This is a genomic window from Lentzea sp. NPDC051838 (assembly GCF_040681245.1).
Classification (GTDB): domain Bacteria; phylum Actinomycetota; class Actinomycetes; order Mycobacteriales; family Pseudonocardiaceae; genus Lentzea.
In genome coordinates this window covers 109,128-129,751 of the sequence record NZ_JBFAYI010000025.1, presented here as the reverse complement: position 1 = coordinate 129,751, position 20,624 = coordinate 109,128, and the positions used below count along the sequence as shown (strand labels likewise).

Sequence of the window (20,624 nt, the reverse complement as noted above, 5' to 3'; positions counted from 1 at the left end):
GCGCCATCGCCGCTTGCCTTCGGCTTTGCGGGATGGCCGCGCGTGCCGCGCGGGACGTTGTCCGCTCGTGGCTGGCTCCCGGCTCGGCGCACAACGGCCCGGCTGACAATGGCCCGGCTGAAAACGACCCGGCGCCCAATAGCCCGACTCCCAATGGTCACTCGCCTGGCGGTTCAGGCGGCGGTGTGGAGCTGGTTGCGTCTGGGTTTTCGTTCCGGGTCCAGCCATGGCGGCGGATAGAACGTCGGTATGCCGTGGATCAGCTTCACTTCCCACTCGCTTTGGTGGATCAGCGTGTGGTGATGGCGACAGAGCAAGACGGCGTTGCCGACCGATGTATCGCCGCCGTCGGCCCAGTAGCGAACATGGTGGGCATCGCAGTGCCGTGGCGGTCTCGTGCAGCCCGGGAAGGCGCAGCCTCGGTCCCTTGCTACCAGGATTCTGCGGATTCCAGCCGGGAAGGTGCGGGTCTTGCGGCCGATGTCCATCGGCTACGACTGGCCGCCCAGGATCAGCGGGATCACACCCGCATTGCAGGCGAGCTGGCGGACCTGGTCGGCCGGGATGCGCTCGCCGTTGTCCAGCAGGGCCTGGCCGGTCTTCGCGGCTAGGTCGTCGTAGCTCATCGTCAGCGTCAGGGTGACCGGTTCGCCGCCGTGCTCCGGGAGCTGGTCGGCGCGGACCATCAGGTTGACCAGCTCGGCGAAGGCCTCACCCTCACGCTCCGAGCGGTCGCGCTGGTCCGGGCCTTCTCCGGTGTCCGGACGGGGCTTGGCCAGCGGGGACAGGGCGGCCTCGTAGGCCGCGCCCGTCACCTTGTCCAGCAACGCCCGGATCTCCAGCACGCCGTCCTTGCGCCAGCGACTGTGGTGCTGATTGACCAGCCGCTCTGGCTGGGGCTCGGCGGGCTCCGGGTCGTCCTGGTTCAGCGAGTAAGCGAGCCTCGCGCCCAGCTTGCGCACCGTCTTGGGATCGAACTGCCGGGCGTACTCGACGACCGTGGCCTCGTGCTCGGCGGGCAGTTTCTTCATCGCCTTGGCGATCTCCGCGACGTGCGCGATCGACAACTCGCCCTCGGCCGCAGCCTCGGCGGCCAACGGAAGCTCCGGAGCCAACTCACTGCCGGTCGGAGTGATCTCGCTGCTCAACAACCCGGAATTCGCGACCCACTGCTGGGCGACGTGAATGTCCCAGCGGACCGCGTCCCGCAGCACCTGCGACAGCTTCTTGTAACCGAACTCGGCCGCAGCGCCACGCCGCTCCAACTCGGCGATCTTCCGCATCGCCGAGTTTTCGCGCACCCGCATTTCCTTCACATCATCGGCGACGCTCTGCAAGAGCTCGTCGGAGGAAAGAAGTCGGGGGTCGCTCACATGTTCGACTCTACCGCAAGATCACGACCAGATAACGCGAAAAACAAAACACCATCGTGTGAACCGCCCAGCCCCAGAACACCCCCGCGAAGCCGAAGGCAAGCGGCGATGGCGAAGCCGAGCCGAACGAGAGCACAACAACGCGAAACACCGGTAATGACCGCCGCCCGAACAACAAAACGCAACCACGCACGCAAAGCGATTGGGGCTTGACTTTGGGTGCGAGGTGCTACCCTTTTCGGATCGGGCGGGTGCGGAGCATCCGACCTTTTCCGCCCGACACAGCGCCTCGCAAGGGACCCGAAGTCAAGCCCCAATCGCAATCGACGCGCCAGCGGCGATGACGCAACCAAAGCCCGTCAGGTCTTTGACCCGCGCGCCCACGCTGGAACCGCAGCCCAACCACAAAACGCGACCAACCCCGCTGGAACCGCAACCGACCCAGCCAACAGCACCACCGCAGAGCGCGTGAGCGCCTAGGGTGGCCCACGTGATCCGAGTCCTCATCGCCGACGACGAGACGCTGATGCGTGCCGGCATCCGGCTGATCCTGGAGAACGACCCGGAGATCACCGTGGTGGCCGAAGCGAGCGACGGCAAGCAGGCCGTGGAGCTCGCCCTGAAGCACAAGGTCGACGTTGCGCTGCTGGACATCCGCATGCCGGGCGGCGACGGTCTCAAAGCCGCGGAGCACATCGCCAAGTCGGCGAACGTCGTCATGCTCACGACGTTCGGTGAGGACTCCTACGTCGCGCAGGCGATGAAGGTCGGCGCCACGGGCTTCCTGCTCAAGGACACGCCGCCGCAAGAGCTGATCAACGCGGTTCGCAAGGCGGCGAGCGGCGAACCGATTCTCGCCCCGCAGATCACCAAGCGTCTGATCGAACGTCACCTCGCCGCGCCCGACAGCGGTGCGGAAGCGAGGAAGAAGATCGACGCCCTCACCGACACCGAGCGCAACGTGCTCAAGCTGATCGGTGAGGGGTTGTCGAACACCGAGATCGGTGAGCAGTTGTTCATGGCGACCGGCACGGTGAAGGCGCACATCAGCCGGATTCTGCCCAAGCTGGAGTGCGCCAACCGCGTGCAGGCCGCCATCGTGGCCCACGACGCCGGGCTGACCCGGTCGTGATCACGCCCGGTGATCGCTGAGTGAAGCGATCACCGGGCGAAGTGATCACTGCGTCGTGAAGCGGTCCAGGGCGCGGATCTTGTTGGTGGCGTCGAGGGCCGCGACCTTGTAGGCCTCGGACAGCGTCGGGTAGTTGAAGACGGTGTCGACGAGGTAGTCGACGGTGCCGCCGCAGCCCATCACGGCCTGGCCGATGTGCACCAGGTCCGTCGCGCCGGTGCCGAACACGTGCACGCCGAGGATCTTGCGGTCCACAGTGGACACCAGCAGCTTCAGCATGCCGTACGCGTCGCCGACGATCTGGCCGCGCGCGAGTTCGCGGTACCGGGAGATGCCGACCTCGTAAGGAATCGCTGACGAGGTGAGCTCGGTCTCGGTCGCGCCGCAGTACGAGATCTCCGGGATCGTGTAGATGCCGATGGGCTGCAACGCGGTCAGATCGTGCACCGGCTCGCCGAACGCGTGGTACGCGGCCAGGCGGCCCTGGTCCATCGACGTCGCGGCCAGCGCCGGGAAACCGATCACGTCGCCGACGGCGTAGATGTGCTCGACGGGCGTGCGGTAGTGCTCGTCGACCGAGAGACGCCCGCGGTTGTCCGACTCCAGACCGGCGGCGGCCAGGTCCAGCTTCTCGGTGGTGCCCTGCCGACCGGCCGAGTACATGACGGCGGCCGCGGGGATGCGCTTGCCGGAGGCCAGCTGCGTGACGGTGCCGCCTTCGGACACCTGGACGTTCACGACCTTCTCGCCGAAGCGGAACGTGACGGCCTGGTCGCGCAGGTGGAACTTCAGCGACTCCACGATCTCCGGGTCGCAGAAGTCCAGCATCTTCTCGCGCTGCTCGACGACGGTGACGCGGCAACCGAGTGCGGCGAACATCGACGCGTACTCGATGCCGATCACGCCGGCGCCGACGACGACGAGCGACGACGGGATCTCCGTCAGCGCGAAGACCTCGTCGGAGTCGAGGATCCGCTCCTCGTCGAAGTCCACGCCGGACGGCCGGGCGGGGGTCGTGCCGGTGGCGATGACGATGAACTCGCCGGAGATCGTCGTGTGGTCGCCGCGATGAGCTCCTTCCACCGCAACGGTGTGCGCATCGACGAAGCGACCGAAGCCGTTCAACAGGTCGATACCGTTGCGGTGCAGCTGCGCGCGCACGACCTGCACCTCGCGGCCGATCACGTGCTGCGTGCGGGCCATCAGGTCGGAGATCGTGATGTCCTGCTTGACGCGGTAGCTCGCGCCGTACAGCTCACGTTGCGACATGCCCGTCAGGTACATCACGGCTTCCCGCAACGTTTTCGAGGGGATCGTCCCCGTGTTCGCGCAGACGCCGCCGACCATCTCCTGCTTGTCGATGATGGCCACGCGCTTGCCCAGTTTCGCACCCGCGATCGCAGCCTTCTGGCCTCCTGGGCCAGAGCCGATCACGATCAGGTCGTAGTCGTACGACGTCATGCCGAGCAGCCTACCGAGACGGATTCGATTCCACCTCTGAACGAAATATGAACCCGTTCAACGGAATGTTCGTTCGTTGGGCCATGACCGAACTACGCACCTTCCGTTTGCCCGAGATCGTCACCGGCTCGGACGACGACGTCGAGCTCGGCCGCCAGCTCATCGCGGCGTGGCAGGCCGACGGGATTCTGCAGATCGCAACGGACGCGGTGCAGGACCGAACCACCGAAGAAGCCTTGGAAGCCAGCAGAAGGTTCTTCCACGGCTTGTCGCTCGAGGAGAAGTCGCGCCTGGTCAGCGACCTGACCTACGCCGGGTACATCGCGTCCGGCGAAGAGGTCACCGACGGTGTCGCCGACTACTCGGAGATCTTCACCGTCTGCAAGGACGTTCCGCTCGACGACTCCCGCGTCGTCGACAAGTGGCCGTGTCACGGGCCCGTGCCGTGGCCGGACAACCTCTACCGCGAGGCCATGAAGGACTTCATGGCGATGCTCGGCGACTCGGGAGAGAAGATCCTGAAGCTCACCGCACTGGGCTTCGGGCTCGACATCGACACCTTCACCAAGCTGACCGCGGACGGCTGGCACCACATGCGGGTGCTCAGGTTCCCCACCAAGTCCGAGACGGTCGACCGCGGCATCGGCGCCCACACCGACTACGGCATGCTCGTCCTGGCCGCACAGGACGACGTCGGTGGTCTCTACGTCCGCCCGCCGATCGAGGGCGAGGAACGGCCGCGCAACTGGCTGCCCGACGAGTCAGCCGCCGGGTGCTTCCAGGACGCGGAGGGCTGGACCTTCGTCGAGCCCGTCCAGCACGTCTTCACCGTGTTCCCCGGTGACATCCTGCAGTTCCTCACCGGCGGCAAGCTGCTCTCCACGCCGCACAAGGTCCTGTTGAACACGCGCGAGCGGTTCACCATGGCGTACTTCCACGAGCCCAACTTCGAAGCCGTCGTGCGGCCGCTCGACGACCCGCACGGCGACGACGTCATCCACTACGGCACGCACTTCACGAACATGTTCATGCGCTGCTACCCCGACCGCGTCACGACGAAGCGCATCCACGACGAGGACAGGCTGACCGTGCTCAGCGAACTCCGTTCTGGGGTTCGTCACTCCTGAACGGAATGATCAGGTCGAGCAGGCGGGCCGTGGCGCGGTACTCCGCGACACGGTCCGCGAACGGCCGCTGCACGATCTTGTGCACGGTGTCGCGCGACAGCCGTTCATAAGCAGGAACCGTGTCGTTGCTGAGGAAGTCCCAGCGGGCCACGCGATCCGCGTAGTTGAAGGCGGGCAACGGACCGCCGAACAACGGCCGGTACTGCGCCGGGGTCTTCCCACCCGGCACCGGCATCGGACCGGCGACCGTGATCGCGTACGTGACGACCTCGCCGGGCGGCAGCAGCCGGGAGCGCATCCGGTCGAACTGGTCGGCGATCACCAGGTTCTGCTCGCGCGAGGAGAACTCCATGACCGCCTGCGCCGGATCCGCCCACGCCGCCGTGGTGTCCGGGTCGATGATCCCCGCGTCGCGCATCTCCTCGACGGCCTTGATCCCGCCGTGCAGGTACGCGGCGTGCATCGCGCCGAGGTCCATGAAGATGTGCTTCTGCATCGACATCAGCATCGACGAGAACCAGCGCAGCTCCGGCACCGTGCCGAGATCGAGCATGCCGGCGGCGAACGCGGGCGCGCCGATGTTCGCGAACCCCATCCACCGCAACGTGTCCGGGTGCTGGACGTAGAGCTTCGCGTAGAAGTCGTAGACGGCGAAGATCACCGAGCGGTTCGCCTCGGCGGAGCGCTGCGGGTCCCACTCGGACAGCGCGACGCCGGCGTCCTCGGCGGCGCGGACGATCCAGTACTGCCACAGCAACGCCTTGAACCTCGCCGGCGCGATGCCCTTGGCGCGATGGCGGTTCAGCGCGGCTTCCAGAACGGCGCGGTCGTACGGCAGATCCGGGTGCACCCCGCCCCGCAGTTCGCCGTTTCCGTTGGACAGCGGCAGATCCAGGTAGTCCACCGCGTCCGCCTTGGTGACGCCCATGCTGGTGAGCACGAGCGCCGCCACAACCATGAGCACACGCATGAACACGAATGGTACGGGGATCAAGCAGGCTTTCCGTTCACACTGGTGCCGGGGAAAGTGATGTTTTGCGAGTTCGTTAGCTTGTTGCCGCCCTTGGAGATCGCGGTGAACTTCGAATTCGAGACGATGATGTTGGTCACTTTGGACGCCGATAGGCCATCGATCTCAACGGCGTACTCCTTTGAGCCAGCAACGATGAGCCGTTCGAACGTCATGTTGCGGACAACCGGGTTCACGACCGGGCCGGAGTTGCCGGAACCGCTGTAGTTCAACGTGATGAAGACCGGCGACTTGGTCAGCTTGTTCGCGGTGATGTCCTTGAAGTGGACGTTCTCGATGATCCCGCCCCGGTACTTGCTGGTCTTGATGAAGACGGCGTACCAGAGCTGGTCCGCCGTGTTGGCCTGGTTGACCGCGCAGTTGCGCGCGTAGATGTTGCGCGCGCCGCCGGACGCCTCGCTGCCGATGCAGATCGCACCGCGGTTCGAGAACACGAACCTGTTGTTCTCGATCACGATGTTCTGCGACGGCATGCCGACGCGCCGCCCGTCGACGTCGCGGCCGGACTTGATCGCGATGCAGTCGTCGCCGGTGTTGAACGTCGAGTCCTTGATGTGCACGTCGGTGCAGCACTCCGGGTCCACACCGTCGTTGTTGCCACCACCGCCTCGAGAGTTGATCGTGACGCCCTCGACGGTGATGTTGCGGGACTTCACCGGGTGCACGCTCCACATCGGCGGGCGCTCGACGGTGATGCCGCTGATCAGGATGTTCTCGCAGGACACGAACTGGATCAGGTTCGGCCGCAGCTTGTGGCCCTCGCCGAGCTTGCGCTGCGCGACCGGGGTGCCGTCAGAGCCCCACTTCTGCAGCTGCGACCAGTCGGAACCGCCGCTCCCCCACGGCTTCCACGTCTGACCCTGGCCGTCGAGGGTGCCGCCGCCGGTGATCGCGATGTTCGTGGCTTTGTTCGCGTAGACGAACGCCTGGTAGTTCAGGCATTCGATGCCCTGCCAGCGGGTCTCGACCATCGGCAGGTACTTCTTCGGGTCCGGGCTGAACAGGAGCTTGGAGCCCTTGTCCACGAACAGGTTCACGTTGCTGAGCAGGGTGATGCCGCCGGTGAGGAACGTGCCGCCCTTCGCGACGACCCGGCCGCCGCCGGCCGCGTTCGCCGCCTCGATCGCCTTCTTGAACACCGAGGTGTTGTCGGTCTTGCCGTCCGCCTTGCCGCCGTACGCGGTGACGTCGAAGTCGCGCGCGGGGAACGACGGCGGTTTGATGCGGGCGAGGATGGCGTCCACTTCGTCCCACGGATCTGCTTGCGCCGTGCCGTGGACGAGCATTCCTGCTGCTACGAGTCCGGACACCTTGAAGAAGGTTCGCCTGGAACCAACCATCACAGCCTCCACTGCAAACGTTTTCAGCGGCGGCTCGATCGACAGCGTATACGGTCGTCGCGTGACTCCCAAGGACGAGTTCGTCGCCGCAGTTCGGACCGGGTTGCAGGAGTTGGCGGATCCGGTGAAGGCACCGGAGATGCAGGCGTACATGAAGTCCGACATGCCGTTCATCGGCGTGCAGAAGCCCGGCCGGGTGACGCTGCTGAAGTCGTTGCCGAAGCTGCGTGACCGCGACGAGTGGCTCGACGTCGTGCGGACGCTGTGGCGGGAGGCGACGTATCGCGAGGAGCGGTACGTGGCGCTGTCGTTGAGCGCGGACAAGCGGTTCCAGGACGTGTCGCTGATGCCGTGGTTCGACGAGATGATCGTGACCGGGGCGTGGTGGGACTTCGTCGACGAGATCGCCTCGAGGCTGATCGGACCGTTGCTGCGGTCGTCCCCTGACGTGATCCGGCCGCAGATGCTCAAGTGGTCGACCGACGAGGACAAGTGGCGGCGGCGGACGTCGATCATCTGCCAGTTGGGCTCGAAGGGCGCGACCGACGTCGACCTGCTCACGACGTGCATCGACGCGAACGTCGACGACCGCGACTTCTTCCTGCGCAAGGGGATCGGGTGGGCGCTGCGGGAGTTCGCGAAGACCGAGCCGGGGTGGGTCCGGTCGTTCGTGGACGCGCGGCCGGGACTGTCGCCGCTCTCACGGCGCGAGGCGCTCAAACATCTCTAGAGTCGATCTCATGCTGGGGAAGCACGTGCGGCTGGAGCCGCTGTCACTCGATCATGCTCAGGGACTGTTCGAGGTCACGCGTGATCCGGACATCTGGACGTGGCTGCTGAGCGCTCAACCGCGGAACGTCGACGACATGCGGGCGTGGATCGACCAGGCGGTGCGCACGCGGGAGGCGTTCGCGCAGATCGAAGTCGCGACCGGACGCGTCGTGGGGACGACGTCGTTCTACGAGGTGGTGCCGGAACACCGCAAGCTGGTGATCGGCTACACGATCGTCGGCAGCGAGTGGCACGGCACGGCGATCAACCCCGAGGCCAAGCTGCTGTTGCTGACCGAGGCGTTCGAGGCGCGCGGCGCGTTGCGGGTGGCCTGGTACACCGACGTCCAGAACGTGCGGTCGCAGCGAGCGATCGAGAAGCTCGGCGCTGTGAAGGACGGAGTGTTGCGCGCGAACGTGACGCGGCCGGACGGATCTCAGCGGGACACGGCGGTCTACTCGATGGTGCCTGCGGAGTGGCCTGCGGCGCGGGAACGGCTGACTAGCCGTGTTTCGCGCGACCCGAGTAGGTGAGCGGGAAGACCAGCTCGGCGCACTCGTTCGGGACGTCCTGCGCGACCTGGACCTTCATCGTGACCTCGACCGCTCCCCCGGCCGGGATCTCCACGACGTCCGTGAGCGGAACGACCGTCAGCACGCCGGCAGGACACCCCGCGACGCGCTGCTGGGTGGCGTCGAGCGGCTGACCGGGAACCGCGGACAGGCTCTCGACGATGATGTCGACCGAGTTCGGGTTGGACAGCCGCACCTTGCGCTCGCCCTCGGCGCCCGGTCGAAGTTCCACCGCAGCGCCGGAGATGTCGTTGATTTCAAACGGCTTGAGCTGCTGCATGTCCGACTCGCCGGAGCTCACGGAATACGCCATGGCCGGCTGGTTCGGCGCAGGCCACGTCAGGTGCATGGCGGCCACGACGGCCGCGCCGACCATGAGAATCGTCAACGACACGGCGATCTCAAGGCGCGGACCCAGACTACGCATGGCGCAACTCTCCAGAGTTGTTGCTCCAGGCGGTGGGTTCGCCTCTAGCTCCCCACCGGACCGGCGACCAACTCGCCCGGTGGTTCATCGCTTCGCCCCTCGGCCCCAGCGGGCCGCGTCGACAATCTTGGAGAAGCTTCACGTACTGCGCAAGCGTCTGACGGGCGCCGATTTCCCCCTGTAATGAGGGACTTTTGGCACCTTGACAGCTACGCAGGGCTACCACCTGCTGGTTTGATCCCAAATCCCGATCTCCGGGACTCAGCCGATCGAGCGAATTATCAGGAACAAATCTTCTCGGCCGACTGGGTGCTCGTCCAGGGACCGGCTACGGAGCGGATCTTCGCACGGAGCGGAACCTTACCGGTGACCGTGTAGGAGGTCGTGGTGACACCGGTGACCACGGTGAAGGTTCCCTGCCCGCCTTGGTCTTTGTCGCTCCAGTACACCTCGTACTCGGGAACGCCCGCGACAGCCGTCCAGGAGATCACTCCGGTGGACTTCACACAGGTCAGCCCACCGGGAACGGAGGCGGTGACCGCTTTCGCGGCCGCGTTGCCCTGGTTGGAGGTCTGCCAGGCCGCCGAGGCGGGCTGCACCGCGACCAGGCACAGCACCGCCGCTCCCGCGATAGCGACCCTCATGACCCGCTCACGATCGTGACGGTCACGGGGATGGCGAAGTCCGCGCCCTGACACGCGTTGGCCGCGTTCGCGATCATCGCGACCGAGTTCGCCATGGTGATCGTGGCGGTGCCACCGGCGGCGATCGGGGTGCCTGGGGCCTGCGCGGTGAAGCTCACCGTGCTCGCCGGGCACGAGCCGGACGCGGGCACCGCGCCGTTCGGTGCCACCGAGCTGACCACGACCGCGTACGGGTTGGGGTTCTGCACGGTGACGACCGCGGTGCCGATGGCCGTGCCCGTCGGGTAGAGCAGGCCGGTGGTGACGGCGCCGCCCGACACCACCGGAGCCTGAGCGGTGCCCGCCTTGGTGGTGGCACTGCCGGTGCCGGAGCTCGTCCACGCCGCGTAGGCGACCCCCGAGCCCAGCGCGGCCGTCATCACCGCGAACACGATGACGCCTCGGCGGACGTACCGCCGGCGGACGAGTTCCTTGAAGCTGATCATGGCTTGATGGCCGTTCCCGAGTAGGTGAGGGGGAAGGTGAGGTTTCGGCAGCCGTTCGGCGCCGAGGACGTCATCCGCACGGTCAGCGGTACGTCGGCGGAAGCGTTCTTGGCGACCAGGAACGGCGCCGCGAGGGCGTCGACGGTGACCGCGTTCGCCGGACAGTTCGGGGAGGGCCGCCCGACCGAGGTGTCGAGCCGGGTGACCTTGATGTCCTGGTTGTTGGGGTTGGTGACCCGGACCTTCCGGGTCACCGTCCCACCGGGGACCAACCCCGTCACGGTGCCGACGTCCGCGATCGTGAAGGCCTTGGCCGGGTTGTCCGCCGCGTTCGACACCGGCGACAGCGCCAGCAGCACGGCGAGCACGATCAGGGCGCGGCGCATGGCTCAGGCAGCCGACTCGAGCGTGGCGGTGAGGGGCATCGTGAAGGACTGGCTCTTGCACTCGTCAGTCGCGTCCGCGCTCATGGTCGCCTGAAGCGTGTAGGTGCCGGTCTGGCCCGCGGCGATCGTGCCGGCCGGGTTGGTCACGGCGGGGCTGGTGACGGTGCCCGCGGCGCAGCCGTTGACCAGCGTGGAGGAACCGGCGGAGATACCGGTGACGCGAACCGGGTAGCTGTTCGGGTTGTTGATCGTCACCTGGTAGCTGACGGTGTGGCCGGGGTAGAGGCCGCCTGCTCCGTCGACGGCGCTGATGGTCGAGTTGGCGCTCGTGGTGGAGCCGACCGAACCGGAACCGGAGCCGGTGCTCGACCACGCGGCGTAGGCAACTCCGCCGCCGATGGCGAGGACTGCGATTCCTGCGATGACTGCGGTGCGCTTGCGCATTTGGTTCTCCTGAGGTGGTGCTCGGTGGGTACGGCACCAAGTCTGGAGAAGTTTCAATCACTACACAGCGTGCACAAGACACCAGAAGAAGGGCCCTCGCGGCACTGTTGTCACCCGGCATGGATCGGTTATTCGCGTACGCGGACTGGAGGTCAGAGCGTTCCTTACGCGAAAGGCCCAAGATTCTTCGACGAATCTCGGGCCTCACCCAGTGTAACAGCTCGGACGCGCATTGAAGCGAGCAATGCATTTGTCACTGCGTCTGTATCAAGATTGCGCCGTCACGCGTGGAATTGCAAGTAGCCGCGTGAAACAAAAACGGCGGTCACAACGATAGTGACTCGTCGTGACCGCCGTCAGCAGCAAATCAGGCGCGGAGAGCGGCGCCCAGACGTTCGCCCGCGGCGGCGACGGCGGCGTCGCGAGCCGACGTCGCCTCCTCCACCGTCAGCGTGCGGTCCGGCGCGCGGAACCGCAGCGAGTACGCGAGCGACTTGCGGCCCTCGCCCACCTGCTCGCCCGTGTAGACGTCGAACAGGCGGATGTCCTCCAGCAGGTCGCCGGCCGACGAACCGAGCACCTCGGACACCGACTGCACCGGCACGGAGGCGTCCACGACCAGCGCCACGTCCAGCAGCACCGGCGGGTACGCCGACACCATCGGAGCCGGGCGGTGGTCGTCCAGCGGCAGCGCGTCCAGGTCGAGCTCGAACGCCACGGTCCGCTTGGGCAGGCCCAGCGCCTCGATCACCTTCGGGTGCAGCTCACCGGCGTGGCCCACGGGCCAGTCGCCGACGCGCAGCTCCGCGCAACGGCCGGGGTGCCACGGCAGCAGGTCCGACGCCACGATGCGCAGCGAAACGCCGTACGCGGCACCGACCCGGCGAGCGGCCTCGACCGCGTCCGACCACTCGGCCATGCGGCCCTTGCCCCACCAACCGGCCAGCTCGCGGTGGCCCGTGAGCACACCCGCGACGTGCAACGGCTGCTGCGGCAGCGACGCCAGCAGCGAGGCGACCTCGGCCTCGGTCGGACGGCGGTCCACACCCAGCGCCGGTACTGGCACCTGTTGCGCGCGCGGCAGAGTCACCTGCGCGACGTTGTACAGCGCGACGTCCTTCGCACCACGGGCGAGGTTGCGCTGCAACGTCTCCAGCAGACCCGGCAGCAGCGTCGTCGCGAGGACGTTCTTGTCCGCCTCCAACGGGTTCAGCACGCCCACGGCGTTGCGGCGGACGTCGTCAGCCGCGAGCCCGAACGCGTCGAACACCGACGGGTCGATGAACGGGAACGGCTTGACCTCGATGAAGCCGTCCTCGGCCAGGGTGCGCCACACCGTGCGGCGACGGCGCTGCTGCTCGGTCAGGCCACGACCGGCGGGAGCGGGCGGCAGCGTGGACGGGATCGTGTCGTAGCCCTCCAGCCGCAGCACCTCCTCCACCAGGTCGGCGGGCTGCACGAGGTCCGCGCGCCAGGTCGGCGGCACGGCCGTGACGATCGTCTGGCCCTCCTCCGACGTGGTCACGGAGACCTGGCAGCCGATCTGGCCGAGACGGCGAGCGGTGACGCCCCGCGCGTAGCGGATGCCCGCGACGCGGTCCGGCAGGTCGATCGGCATCGACACCGGCTCGGGCAGCGACGGCACGCCGACGTCGGTGCGGCCGGGCTTGATCTGGCCCTCGGCGTAGTGGTTGAGCAGCTTCGCGGCCCGCTCCAGCGCCACGGGCGCGAGAGCCGGGTCGACCGTGCGCTCGAAGCGCTTGGCGGCCTCGGACGGCAGCTTGTGCCGCCGGACCGTGCGCGCGATCGACGCCGGGTCCCAGTTCGCGGCCTCCAGCAGGATGTCCGAGGACGAGTCCTGGACCTCCGTCGAGGCACCACCCATGACACCGGCCAGCGAGATCACGCCGGAGTCGTCCGCGATCACGATGTCGTCGGGGTCGAGCGCACGCACCGAGTCGTCCAGCGTCGTGAGCTTCTCGCCCGCGACCGCGCGCCGGACCTTCAGAGCGCCCTGGATCGACGCCGCGTCGAACGCGTGCAGCGGCTGGCCCAGCTCGAGCATCACGTAGTTCGTGACGTCGACCGGCAGCGAGATCGACCGGATGCCCGCGAGCATCAACCGGCGGCGCATCCACCACGGGGTGGGCGCGGTCGGGTCGACACCCGTGACGCGACGGGCCACGAACCGCGAGCAGCCGGTGCGGTCCTCGATGTGGACCGGCCACACCTCGCCCTCGGCCTCGGGGATCTCGACGACGCCGGGGTCGCCGAACGGCACCTCCAGCGCGCACGCGATCTCGCGGGCCAGGCCGCGGACCGAGAACGCGTAACCGCGGTCCGGGGTCGGCGCGAGCTCGATGACCGTGTCGGTGAGGCCGAGCAGCTCCAGCGCGTCGTCGCCGGGCTGCGCGGTGCCGGTGGGCAGCACGAGGATGCCCGAGTGGTCGTCGCCGATGCCGAGCTCGTCGGCGGCGCAGATCATGCCCTGCGAGACGCGGCCGTACGTCTTGCGCTCGGCGATCTTGAAGTCGCCGGGCAGCACGGCGCCGGGCAGCGCGACGACGACCGAGTCGCCCTCGACGAAGTTCGTGGCGCCGCAGATGACGTTGTTGACCTGCTCCGGGCCGACCTCGACCTGGCAGTAGCGGATCGGCTTCTTGAACTCGGTGAGCTCCTCGATCGCGACGACGCGACCGGCGACGATCGGGCCGGTCACGGGACCGAGCGGGCTCACCTCCTCGACCTCGATGCCGATGCGGGTGAACGCCTCGGCGAGCTCGTCGGGCGTGGGGACTTCGTCGAAACCGAGGTGTTCGACCAGCCAGCTGACCGGGACTCGCACCGGATCAGGCCTCCGTTCCGAATGGCTGGGTGAAGCGGACGTCGCCCTCGACCATGTCGCGCATGTCGGGCAGGCCGTTGCGGAACTGCAGGGTGCGCTCGAGGCCCATGCCGAACGCGAAGCCGGAGTAGACGTCCGGGTCGACGCCGGTGGCGCGCAGGACGTTGGGGTTGACCATGCCGCAGCCGCCCCACTCGACCCAGCCTGCGCCGCCCTTCTTCTCCGGGAACCACACGTCGACCTCGGCCGACGGCTCGGTGAAGGGGAAGAAGGAAGGCCGCAGACGGGTCTTCGAGTCCTCGCCGAACATGGCGCGCGCGAAGGCGTCCAACGTGCCCTTGAGGTGGCCCATCGTCAGGCCCTTGTCGACCGCGAGACCCTCGACCTGGTGGAACACCGGGGTGTGGGTCGCGTCGAGCTCGTCGGTGCGGAACGTGCGGCCGGGGCACACCACGTACACCGGCGGCTCGCGGTCGAGCAGCGTGCGGGCCTGCACCGGCGACGTGTGCGTGCGCAGGACCAGCGCCGAGTCGGCGGGCGCGATGTAGAACGTGTCCTGCATCGAGCGCGCGGGGTGGTCCTTGCCGAAGTTCAGCGCATCGAAGTTGAACCACTCGGTCTCGAGCTCGGGCCCCTCGGCGATCTCGTAGCCCATGGCCACGAAGACGTCGCCGATGCGCTCGGCGAGGGTGGTGATCGGGTGGCGCGCGCCGCGGGGGAACCGGTCCCAGGGCAGCGTGACGTCGACGGACTCCTCGCGCAGCACCCGCTCGTCGCGCTCGACCTGGAGCACGGCGTGGCGCTCGTCGAACGCGGTCTTGATCGCGGACTGCGCCTCGTTCACGCGCTTGCCGGCCTCGGCCTTGGCCTTGGGCGGCAGTGCACCGATCTCGCGGCGGGCCAGCAGCACGGGCGACCGGTCACCCAGGTGGCCCGGCTTGACCGCCGCCAGGGCCTCGAGGTCGGCAGCTCCGGCGAACGCCTCGCGCGCCTTCGTCACGGCCGCGTCGAGGTTCTCGGCCGACAGCGCCGCGACCTCCTTGGGGTCGTACGGGTCGTTGGCTCCGGACATGGTTGAACTACAGCTCCCGTCACGGACTACTCGGTAATCAACAGACCGATCCTAGTGGGTGCGCTCTTGACCGCTCGCGCCCGTTCCGTTACCGGCCCCTTGCGCGGCCTCCGCCGTTCGCCATAAACAGCGGCAGCGGCCCCTCGCGGATCTCTAGGATGGGCGGCACCATGTCGCACACCTTCCGCGTCGACCTGCGCGGCATCATCGACCTGCTCAGCCACCACCTCTACAGCAGCCCGCGCGTCTACGTGCGCGAACTGCTGCAGAACGCCGTCGACGCGATCACGGCACGGCGTGAGCTCGACCCGTCCTGCCCGGCCGAGGTGACGATCACCTGCGGCTCGGAACTCCGGATCACCGACACCGGCGTGGGCCTCACCGAGGACGAGGTGCACGAGCTGCTGTCGACGCTCGGCCGCACCTCGAAGCGCGATGAGCTGGGGTTCGCCCGTGAAGGGTTCCTCGGTCAGTTCGGCGTCGGCATGCTGTCGTGCTTCCTCGTCGCGTCCTCGGTGACGGTCATCACGCGGTCCGCTCGCGGTGGTTCCGGGGTGCGCTGGGAAGCGGATTCCTCGGGCAACTACACGGTTTCCGTTGTGGACGGCGAGGTGCCGATCGGCACGACCGTGGTGTTGAGCGCTTCCCGCGGCAACGAGCACTGGCTCGAAGCGGACGTCGTGCGGCCGTTGGTGACGGACTACGGCGATCTGCTGCCCGCCACCGTGACGGTGGACGGCGCCGTGGTGACGCGCGGCGAACGGCCGTGGGATGACGAGGACGCTGAGCTTTCGGACTACTGCGAGCAGATCTTCGGCTTCAAGCCGTTCGAGGCGATCCCGATCGAGGTCGAGGCCGCGGGGCTGACCGGGGTGGCGTTCGTGCTGCCGGAGGGTGTGCACCCCGGGACGCGGCAGACGCACCGGGTGTACCTGAAGCGGATGCTCGTCGGCGACAACGTCGAAGGGCTGCTGCCGGACTGGGCGTACTTCGTGCGGTGCGTGGTCGACGCGTCCGCGATCCGGCCGACGGCGTCGCGCGAGTCGCTGTACCAGGACGAGATGCTGCTGGCGGTGCGCGAGGAGCTCGGCGAACAGATCCGCGACTGGCTGATCAGGCTGGACGCGATCGAGCCGCGCCGCGCGGGTGAGCTGCTGGCCGCGCACCACCTCGGGATCAAGTCGCTGGCGCGGTCCGACGACGAGATGCTGCGACTGGTCGAGCGGTGGCTGCCGTTCGAGACCACGGACGGCGCGATTCCGTTGCGGCAGTTCAGGCGCAAGCACGGCGCGATCCTCTACATCCCGGACGTCGACGAGTTCCACCAGCTGGCACCGGTCGCGGCCGCTCAGGGCCTGGGCCTGGTCAACGCCGGCTACGCCTACGACCTGGACCTGCTGAACCGGCTGAGCGCGCTGGACGGTCCGTCGATCGCTCGCCGGGTGGCGCCTTCCGAACTCCTGGCGGCACTGGCCGATCCGGAACCCGACATCGAGACCGCGTTGCGGCTGCGGCTGTCCGAGGGCCAGGCGGCGCTGGACCGGCACGACTGCGACGCGGTGATCCGCGACTTCGACCCGGTCTCGTTGCCCGCCTTGCTGATCAGCAACGCCGAGCAGCAGCGCAAGCTCGACACCGAGCAGACCGCCGAGGAGGTCAGCGACCCGCTGTGGGCGGAGCTGCTCGGTCAGCTCACGGCGGGTTCCACGTCCGCGCGACCGGAGCAGCTGGTGCTCAACTGCCGCAACCCGCTCGTGCAGCGGCTCGCGCGGCTGAACGACCCGGCGCTCGTCGAGCTGACCCTCGAATCTCTTTACGTGCACGCCGTTCTGCAGGCTCGGCGGGCGATGCGACCGAAGGACACGGCGGCGCTCAACCGCTCGTTCCTGGAACTGCTGGACCGTGCTGTGGGGGGCAAGTGATGAGCGACTTCACCAACGAGGACGCCGAAAGAGCGTTCATCGAGGCCTACAACATGCCCACGGGCATGCCGAAGCACGAGGCGCTGGAACGGGCCGGGCGCATGGCGGACGCGCTGGGGCACCTGCCGCTCGGCGTGTCGTGCCGGATCGCGTTGCTCGACTCGGCGTACTACCTGTCGCGCTACGACCTGATGCTGGCGCCGTTCGCCTGGGCGCTGACCGCGCAGCAGAAGGACCCGGAGTCGTTCGACGACAGGGAAAGGCACTCGCTCGACTGGTCCCACAAGTGGATCGCGAGCGGGCTGCGCCGCGATCCCAGGTTCTCGCTCGACCAGCTGCAGTCGGTGATCACGCAGCTCGCCGAGCGGTACGGGCAGCGCGGGTACTCGGTGCAGCCGGTGCACGGTGCTCGCGCCGAGCACGCGTACCACGTCGGTGACATGACCGGTGTCGCCGAGCACCTCGGGAAGTACCTGGCCACCGAACGCGGGCCGATGGCGGACTGCGCCGCGTGCGTGGTCGAGGAGCAGGTCTGGCTGCTGGCGCGGCTGGGACGGTTCCAGGAAGCCGCCGCGCACGGCTGGGAAGGACTGTCGGGGGAGACCGGCTGTTCCACGCAGCCGCAGGGGATTCTGACGGCGCTGCTGTGGCCGTTGCTGGAGATCGGCGACGTCGAGCGGGCCGCGCACGCGCACACGACGGCGTACCGGTTGATCAAGGAAGACGACATCACGTCGTACGTGCACGAGCACATCCGGTTCTGCGCGTTGACGGGCAACGTGGAGCGCGGCGAGGAGATCCTGCGCCGGTCACTGCACAAGGTGACCGCGGTCCAGCTGCCCGCGGACGAGATGTCGTTCGCGCAGTCGGCTTCCGTGCTGCTGCGCCGGATTCCCGCCGACACCGTGTTCGAGGTGCCTTCGCTGGGCTCGTTGACGGCTGCCGAGCTGCTCGATCGTCTGTCGTCGCGGGCCCTGGAGCTGGCGCGGGCGTTCGACGCGCGCAACGGGTCCTCGGCGTGGGTCACGCGGGTCACCGAGGCGCTGGAGCACGCCGACCACTCCCCCGTGCCGCTGGCGGTTCCGACGGCTCCTCCCGTTGCCGTCGCGGAGGAGTCGGTGGTGTTCGGCGATCCCGTGGAGATCGCCGAGGCCATGGTGACGCTGTACGACCAGGGCGACTTCGTGAAGGCGCGGCGGATGCTCGACTCGCTGCCCGCGGACATGGACTCGTTGCTGCCGCCCGATCTCGCGGCGCACGCGGGCATCCGGCGGATGACGTCGGGACTCGTTCCGTTCGAGCCGGAGGCGTTCGAGACGCTGCTCGCCGGGCTGCCGAACGACCTCGCGCTGCGGTTCCGGGCACGGATCGCCTCCCGGCAGGAGGGTGGCCTGGAGATCGCCGAGCGGTGCCTCGCGGAAGCCGAGTCCGACTTCACCCGGTCGGTGGCGGCGCTGACGCTGGCGGAGCTGCTGGACGACGCGCACGCGCACGACCGGGCGTCCGAGATGCTCGCACTGGCGTCCTCTTTGGACGTTCCGGAGCTGCGCGGCCGGGTGCTCGTCGAGTCGGCGGAACACCGTGCCCGGCAACAGGATCTCGAAGGCGCGTACGCGGACGTCCTGACGGCCATGGCGGGCTCGTTGCCACCGAGCGCGCGATTCGAGGGCTTCCGGGTGCAGCTGCGGCTCGAGACCCTGCTGCGCCGGGTCGACGACGCGATGGCGACCGCTCGCACGTACGCGACGGCGTTCCCGCTGCCAGAAGGCGCCGAGGCGCGCTGGTACCAGGTCGCGGCGATCCAGGAGCTGGACCAGGAAGGGGCCTGTCTCGCCGACCTGCGCGAGGCCGTGGCGATCTCGCGCGTGCACCTCACCCCCGGCCACACCGCGCACTTCTGCTTCGCGCTGAGCGGCGGGTACGTGCAGACGGACCGGTTCGTCGAGGCCGCCGAGGTGCTGGAGGAGTCGCTGCGGCTGCTGCAGGAGGGACAGGAGGACCTGCGGCTGCAGGTGGTGTTCCGGCTCGGGCAGGTGTGCCGCAAGCTGGGCGAGCTCCCTGCCGCGGAACGGAACCTGCGCGAGGCCCTGGAGTTGCTGCCGCCAGAGGAAGCCGGCCGCCGGGCGTTCCTGCTGGACGCGCTCGCCTCGGTGCAGTCCGGTGCGCACAAGCACGAGGAGGCCATCGCGTCGTGGCGCGCGGCCGCCCTGTTGTGGACGCAGGTCGCCGACTTCTCGGAGGCGGTCGGCTCGCTGATCGAGCTGGCGTCGGCGTTGCCGGACGACAACGTTCTCGAAACGCGGGCGGCCGTGGACGAGGCAGAGGCGCTGCTGCCGTCGCTGGACGACCCGGCCGAGGTGACGCGGCGGCAGGCGGAGATCACCGCGATCCGCGCGTGGGTGCACGGGCAGGCCGGCGAGTTCGCCCTGGCGATGAAGAGCTACCGCGACGCCGAGTCGCTGGTGGCGTCGCTGGGCGACGAGGGCTGGCGGGTGTTCATCGTGCTGCGGGCGGCACACGTGCTGCTCGGGGCCGACGACGCCGAGGGGGCGGAGGCCGAGGCGCGCCGGGCAGCGTCGTTGCTGCCCGACGACAACCAGGTCGGGAACGTGCTCTCGGTGCTGTCGGAAGCGTTGCGGCGCCAGAACAAGCCGTCCGGCACCGATCCGCTGGTGCGCGAGCTGACCGCTCGCCTCGACTAGTCGCTCTTCGAGGTCGCCTTCTTGTAGGCGACCTCGAAGGCCTCGTCGGCCGGAACCGCGATGTGCGGGACGACGCCGACGGCTTCCCAGTTCGTGCCGGAGATCGGGTTGATCGAGCGGCCGTTCGGGATCGACGACTTGAGGTGCGGGCCGACGCGGTAGCGGTCGCCGGGGTGGGCGCCGCCCTTCGTGGTCTCGCCGATCAGGGTGGCGCGCTCGGTCTGCTGCAGGTTGTAGCTCAGCTCTTCCGCGGCGGAGAACGTGCGGCTGCTGGTGAGGACGTAGACCGGCTTCGTGCCGCCGAACTTCGGGCCCTGCACGAACGGCAACGTCCAGTACTGCTGGGTGGAGTCGTCCGGGCGGTTGTAGATGTCGTTGAGGTGCACCTGCTCGTCGAAGAGGTAGCTGCAGACCAGCGCGACCGTGTTGGGGTCACCGCCGCCGTTCTTGCGCAGGTCGATGATCAACGCTTCGGTGTGCGCGATCAGGTTCATCGCGGCGACGATCGCGGGAGTCGCGACCTCGGCGTCGTGCAGGAGGCTGAACTCCAGCAGGCCGATGTTGCCTTCCAGGCGCTCGATCCTGCGGAGGCCGAACGCGTCGAGCTCGGCTTCCTTCTTGTACGCCACCGGGTCCCAGGCCGACTCCTGCCCGGTCTCGGGAACCTCGGTTTCGCTGTGGAGCAGGCGGAGGTGCTTGTCGCCGTTGACCGACTGCAGGTCCTTGGTGACCCGTGCCGCGAAGTCCTCGTCGTCGGTGGCGTCCGCGTAGGCGCCTTCCTCGAGACGGGTGCGCAGGACGGTGGCGATCTCGTTGGCCGTGTCCGGGAAGACGTAGTAGGAGGCTAGCTGGGAGCACAGGAGCTCGATCTCTGGTTCGCGCACCGGCACA

Annotated in this window: 19 protein-coding genes; 6 read left to right on the top strand and 13 right to left on the bottom strand. The window is 68.2% G+C overall.

Annotated features, from left to right (window positions below; translation table 11 throughout):
* Positions 1-173: 173 nt before the first annotated feature.
* Together AB0M24_RS36490 and AB0M24_RS36485 are read right to left on the bottom strand one after the other, a co-directional pair.
* Positions 174-488, bottom strand: coding sequence for an HNH endonuclease signature motif containing protein (locus AB0M24_RS36490; protein ID WP_363778034.1), 315 nt, complete (start codon positions 486-488; stop codon positions 174-176).
* Between the two features lie 3 nt (positions 489-491).
* Positions 492-1,373, bottom strand: coding sequence for a DUF222 domain-containing protein (locus AB0M24_RS36485; protein ID WP_363778033.1), 882 nt, complete (start codon positions 1,371-1,373; stop codon positions 492-494).
* Between the two features lie 490 nt (positions 1,374-1,863).
* On the opposite strand from AB0M24_RS36485, the gene AB0M24_RS36480 reads away from it, so the two are divergent.
* The gene (locus AB0M24_RS36480) at positions 1,864-2,505 is read left to right on the top strand and encodes a response regulator transcription factor (protein ID WP_363778032.1); all 642 of its coding nucleotides are present in this window, start codon (positions 1,864-1,866) and stop codon (positions 2,503-2,505) included.
* 45 nt (positions 2,506-2,550) lie between these two features.
* Here AB0M24_RS36480 and sthA read toward each other — a convergent pair whose 3' ends face one another.
* On the bottom strand, positions 2,551-3,966 hold the full coding sequence (gene sthA / locus AB0M24_RS36475) for a Si-specific NAD(P)(+) transhydrogenase (RefSeq protein WP_363778031.1): 1,416 nt from the start codon (positions 3,964-3,966) through the stop codon (positions 2,551-2,553).
* 83 nt (positions 3,967-4,049) lie between these two features.
* Here sthA and AB0M24_RS36470 point away from each other — a divergent pair, with 83 nt between their 5' ends.
* Entirely contained in the window at positions 4,050-5,093 is a 1,044-nt protein-coding gene (locus AB0M24_RS36470; protein WP_363778030.1) for a 2-oxoglutarate and iron-dependent oxygenase domain-containing protein, read from the top strand.
* On the opposite strand, the gene AB0M24_RS36465 is transcribed toward AB0M24_RS36470, so the two are convergent.
* The gene (locus AB0M24_RS36465) at positions 5,059-6,063 is read right to left on the bottom strand and encodes a hypothetical protein (protein ID WP_363778029.1); all 1,005 of its coding nucleotides are present in this window, start codon (positions 6,061-6,063) and stop codon (positions 5,059-5,061) included. The two genes, AB0M24_RS36470 and AB0M24_RS36465, sit on opposite strands and share 35 nt — an antisense overlap.
* Positions 6,064-6,083: 20 nt before the next feature.
* Entirely contained in the window at positions 6,084-7,433 is a 1,350-nt protein-coding gene (locus AB0M24_RS36460; protein ID WP_363778028.1) for a glycoside hydrolase family 28 protein, read from the bottom strand.
* Positions 7,434-7,524: 91 nt separating this feature from the next.
* Between AB0M24_RS36460 and AB0M24_RS36455 the strand changes: the two genes are divergently transcribed.
* Both AB0M24_RS36455 and AB0M24_RS36450 read left to right on the top strand, forming a co-directional pair.
* A complete protein-coding gene (locus AB0M24_RS36455) occupies positions 7,525-8,193 on the top strand; it encodes a DNA alkylation repair protein (RefSeq protein WP_363778027.1) in 669 nt (222 codons plus the stop codon).
* A gap of 10 nt (positions 8,194-8,203) precedes the next feature.
* Positions 8,204-8,767 carry a GNAT family N-acetyltransferase gene (locus tag AB0M24_RS36450; protein ID WP_363778026.1) on the top strand — a complete coding sequence of 188 codons (564 nt, stop codon included), beginning with the start codon at positions 8,204-8,206 and terminating at the stop codon, positions 8,765-8,767.
* Here AB0M24_RS36450 and AB0M24_RS36445 read toward each other — a convergent pair.
* The 7 genes from AB0M24_RS36445 to pheS form a co-directional block, all read right to left on the bottom strand.
* The gene (locus AB0M24_RS36445) at positions 8,736-9,233 is read right to left on the bottom strand and encodes a hypothetical protein (protein ID WP_363778025.1); all 498 of its coding nucleotides are present in this window, start codon (positions 9,231-9,233) and stop codon (positions 8,736-8,738) included. The genes AB0M24_RS36450 and AB0M24_RS36445 overlap by 32 nt on opposite strands.
* A gap of 281 nt (positions 9,234-9,514) precedes the next feature.
* Entirely contained in the window at positions 9,515-9,877 is a 363-nt protein-coding gene (locus AB0M24_RS36440) for a hypothetical protein (RefSeq protein ID WP_363778024.1), read from the bottom strand.
* Positions 9,874-10,362 carry a hypothetical protein gene (locus AB0M24_RS36435; protein ID WP_363778023.1) on the bottom strand — a complete coding sequence of 163 codons (489 nt, stop codon included), beginning with the start codon at positions 10,360-10,362 and terminating at the stop codon, positions 9,874-9,876. Before AB0M24_RS36435 ends, AB0M24_RS36440 begins: the two co-directional genes overlap by 4 nt.
* The gene (locus AB0M24_RS36430; protein WP_363778022.1) at positions 10,359-10,748 is read right to left on the bottom strand and encodes a hypothetical protein; all 390 of its coding nucleotides are present in this window, start codon (positions 10,746-10,748) and stop codon (positions 10,359-10,361) included. Before AB0M24_RS36430 ends, AB0M24_RS36435 begins: the two co-directional genes overlap by 4 nt.
* A gap of 3 nt (positions 10,749-10,751) precedes the next feature.
* Positions 10,752-11,192 carry a hypothetical protein gene (locus AB0M24_RS36425; RefSeq protein WP_363778021.1) on the bottom strand — a complete coding sequence of 147 codons (441 nt, stop codon included), beginning with the start codon at positions 11,190-11,192 and terminating at the stop codon, positions 10,752-10,754.
* Positions 11,193-11,559: 367 nt separating this feature from the next.
* Positions 11,560-14,037 carry a phenylalanine--tRNA ligase subunit beta gene (pheT, locus tag AB0M24_RS36420; protein WP_363778020.1) on the bottom strand — a complete coding sequence of 826 codons (2,478 nt, stop codon included), beginning with the start codon at positions 14,035-14,037 and terminating at the stop codon, positions 11,560-11,562.
* A gap of 4 nt (positions 14,038-14,041) precedes the next feature.
* Positions 14,042-15,109: a phenylalanine--tRNA ligase subunit alpha gene (gene pheS / locus AB0M24_RS36415; RefSeq protein WP_363778019.1), complete on the bottom strand. Its 1,068-nt coding sequence runs from the start codon at positions 15,107-15,109 to the stop codon at positions 14,042-14,044.
* Positions 15,110-15,267: 158 nt separating this feature from the next.
* On the opposite strand from pheS, the gene AB0M24_RS36410 reads away from it, so the two are divergent.
* On the top strand, positions 15,268-17,031 hold the full coding sequence (locus AB0M24_RS36410; RefSeq protein WP_363778018.1) for an HSP90 family protein: 1,764 nt from the start codon (positions 15,268-15,270) through the stop codon (positions 17,029-17,031).
* Positions 17,031-19,733, top strand: a complete 2,703-nt coding sequence (locus tag AB0M24_RS36405) for a hypothetical protein (protein ID WP_363778017.1) — start codon at positions 17,031-17,033, stop codon at positions 19,731-19,733. The genes AB0M24_RS36410 and AB0M24_RS36405 overlap by 1 nt, the downstream gene beginning before the upstream one ends.
* On the opposite strand, the gene AB0M24_RS36400 is transcribed toward AB0M24_RS36405, so the two are convergent.
* Positions 19,730-20,617: a S41 family peptidase gene (locus tag AB0M24_RS36400; RefSeq protein WP_363778016.1), complete on the bottom strand. Its 888-nt coding sequence runs from the start codon at positions 20,615-20,617 to the stop codon at positions 19,730-19,732. The two genes, AB0M24_RS36405 and AB0M24_RS36400, sit on opposite strands and share 4 nt — an antisense overlap.
* Positions 20,618-20,624: the final 7 nt, after the last annotated feature.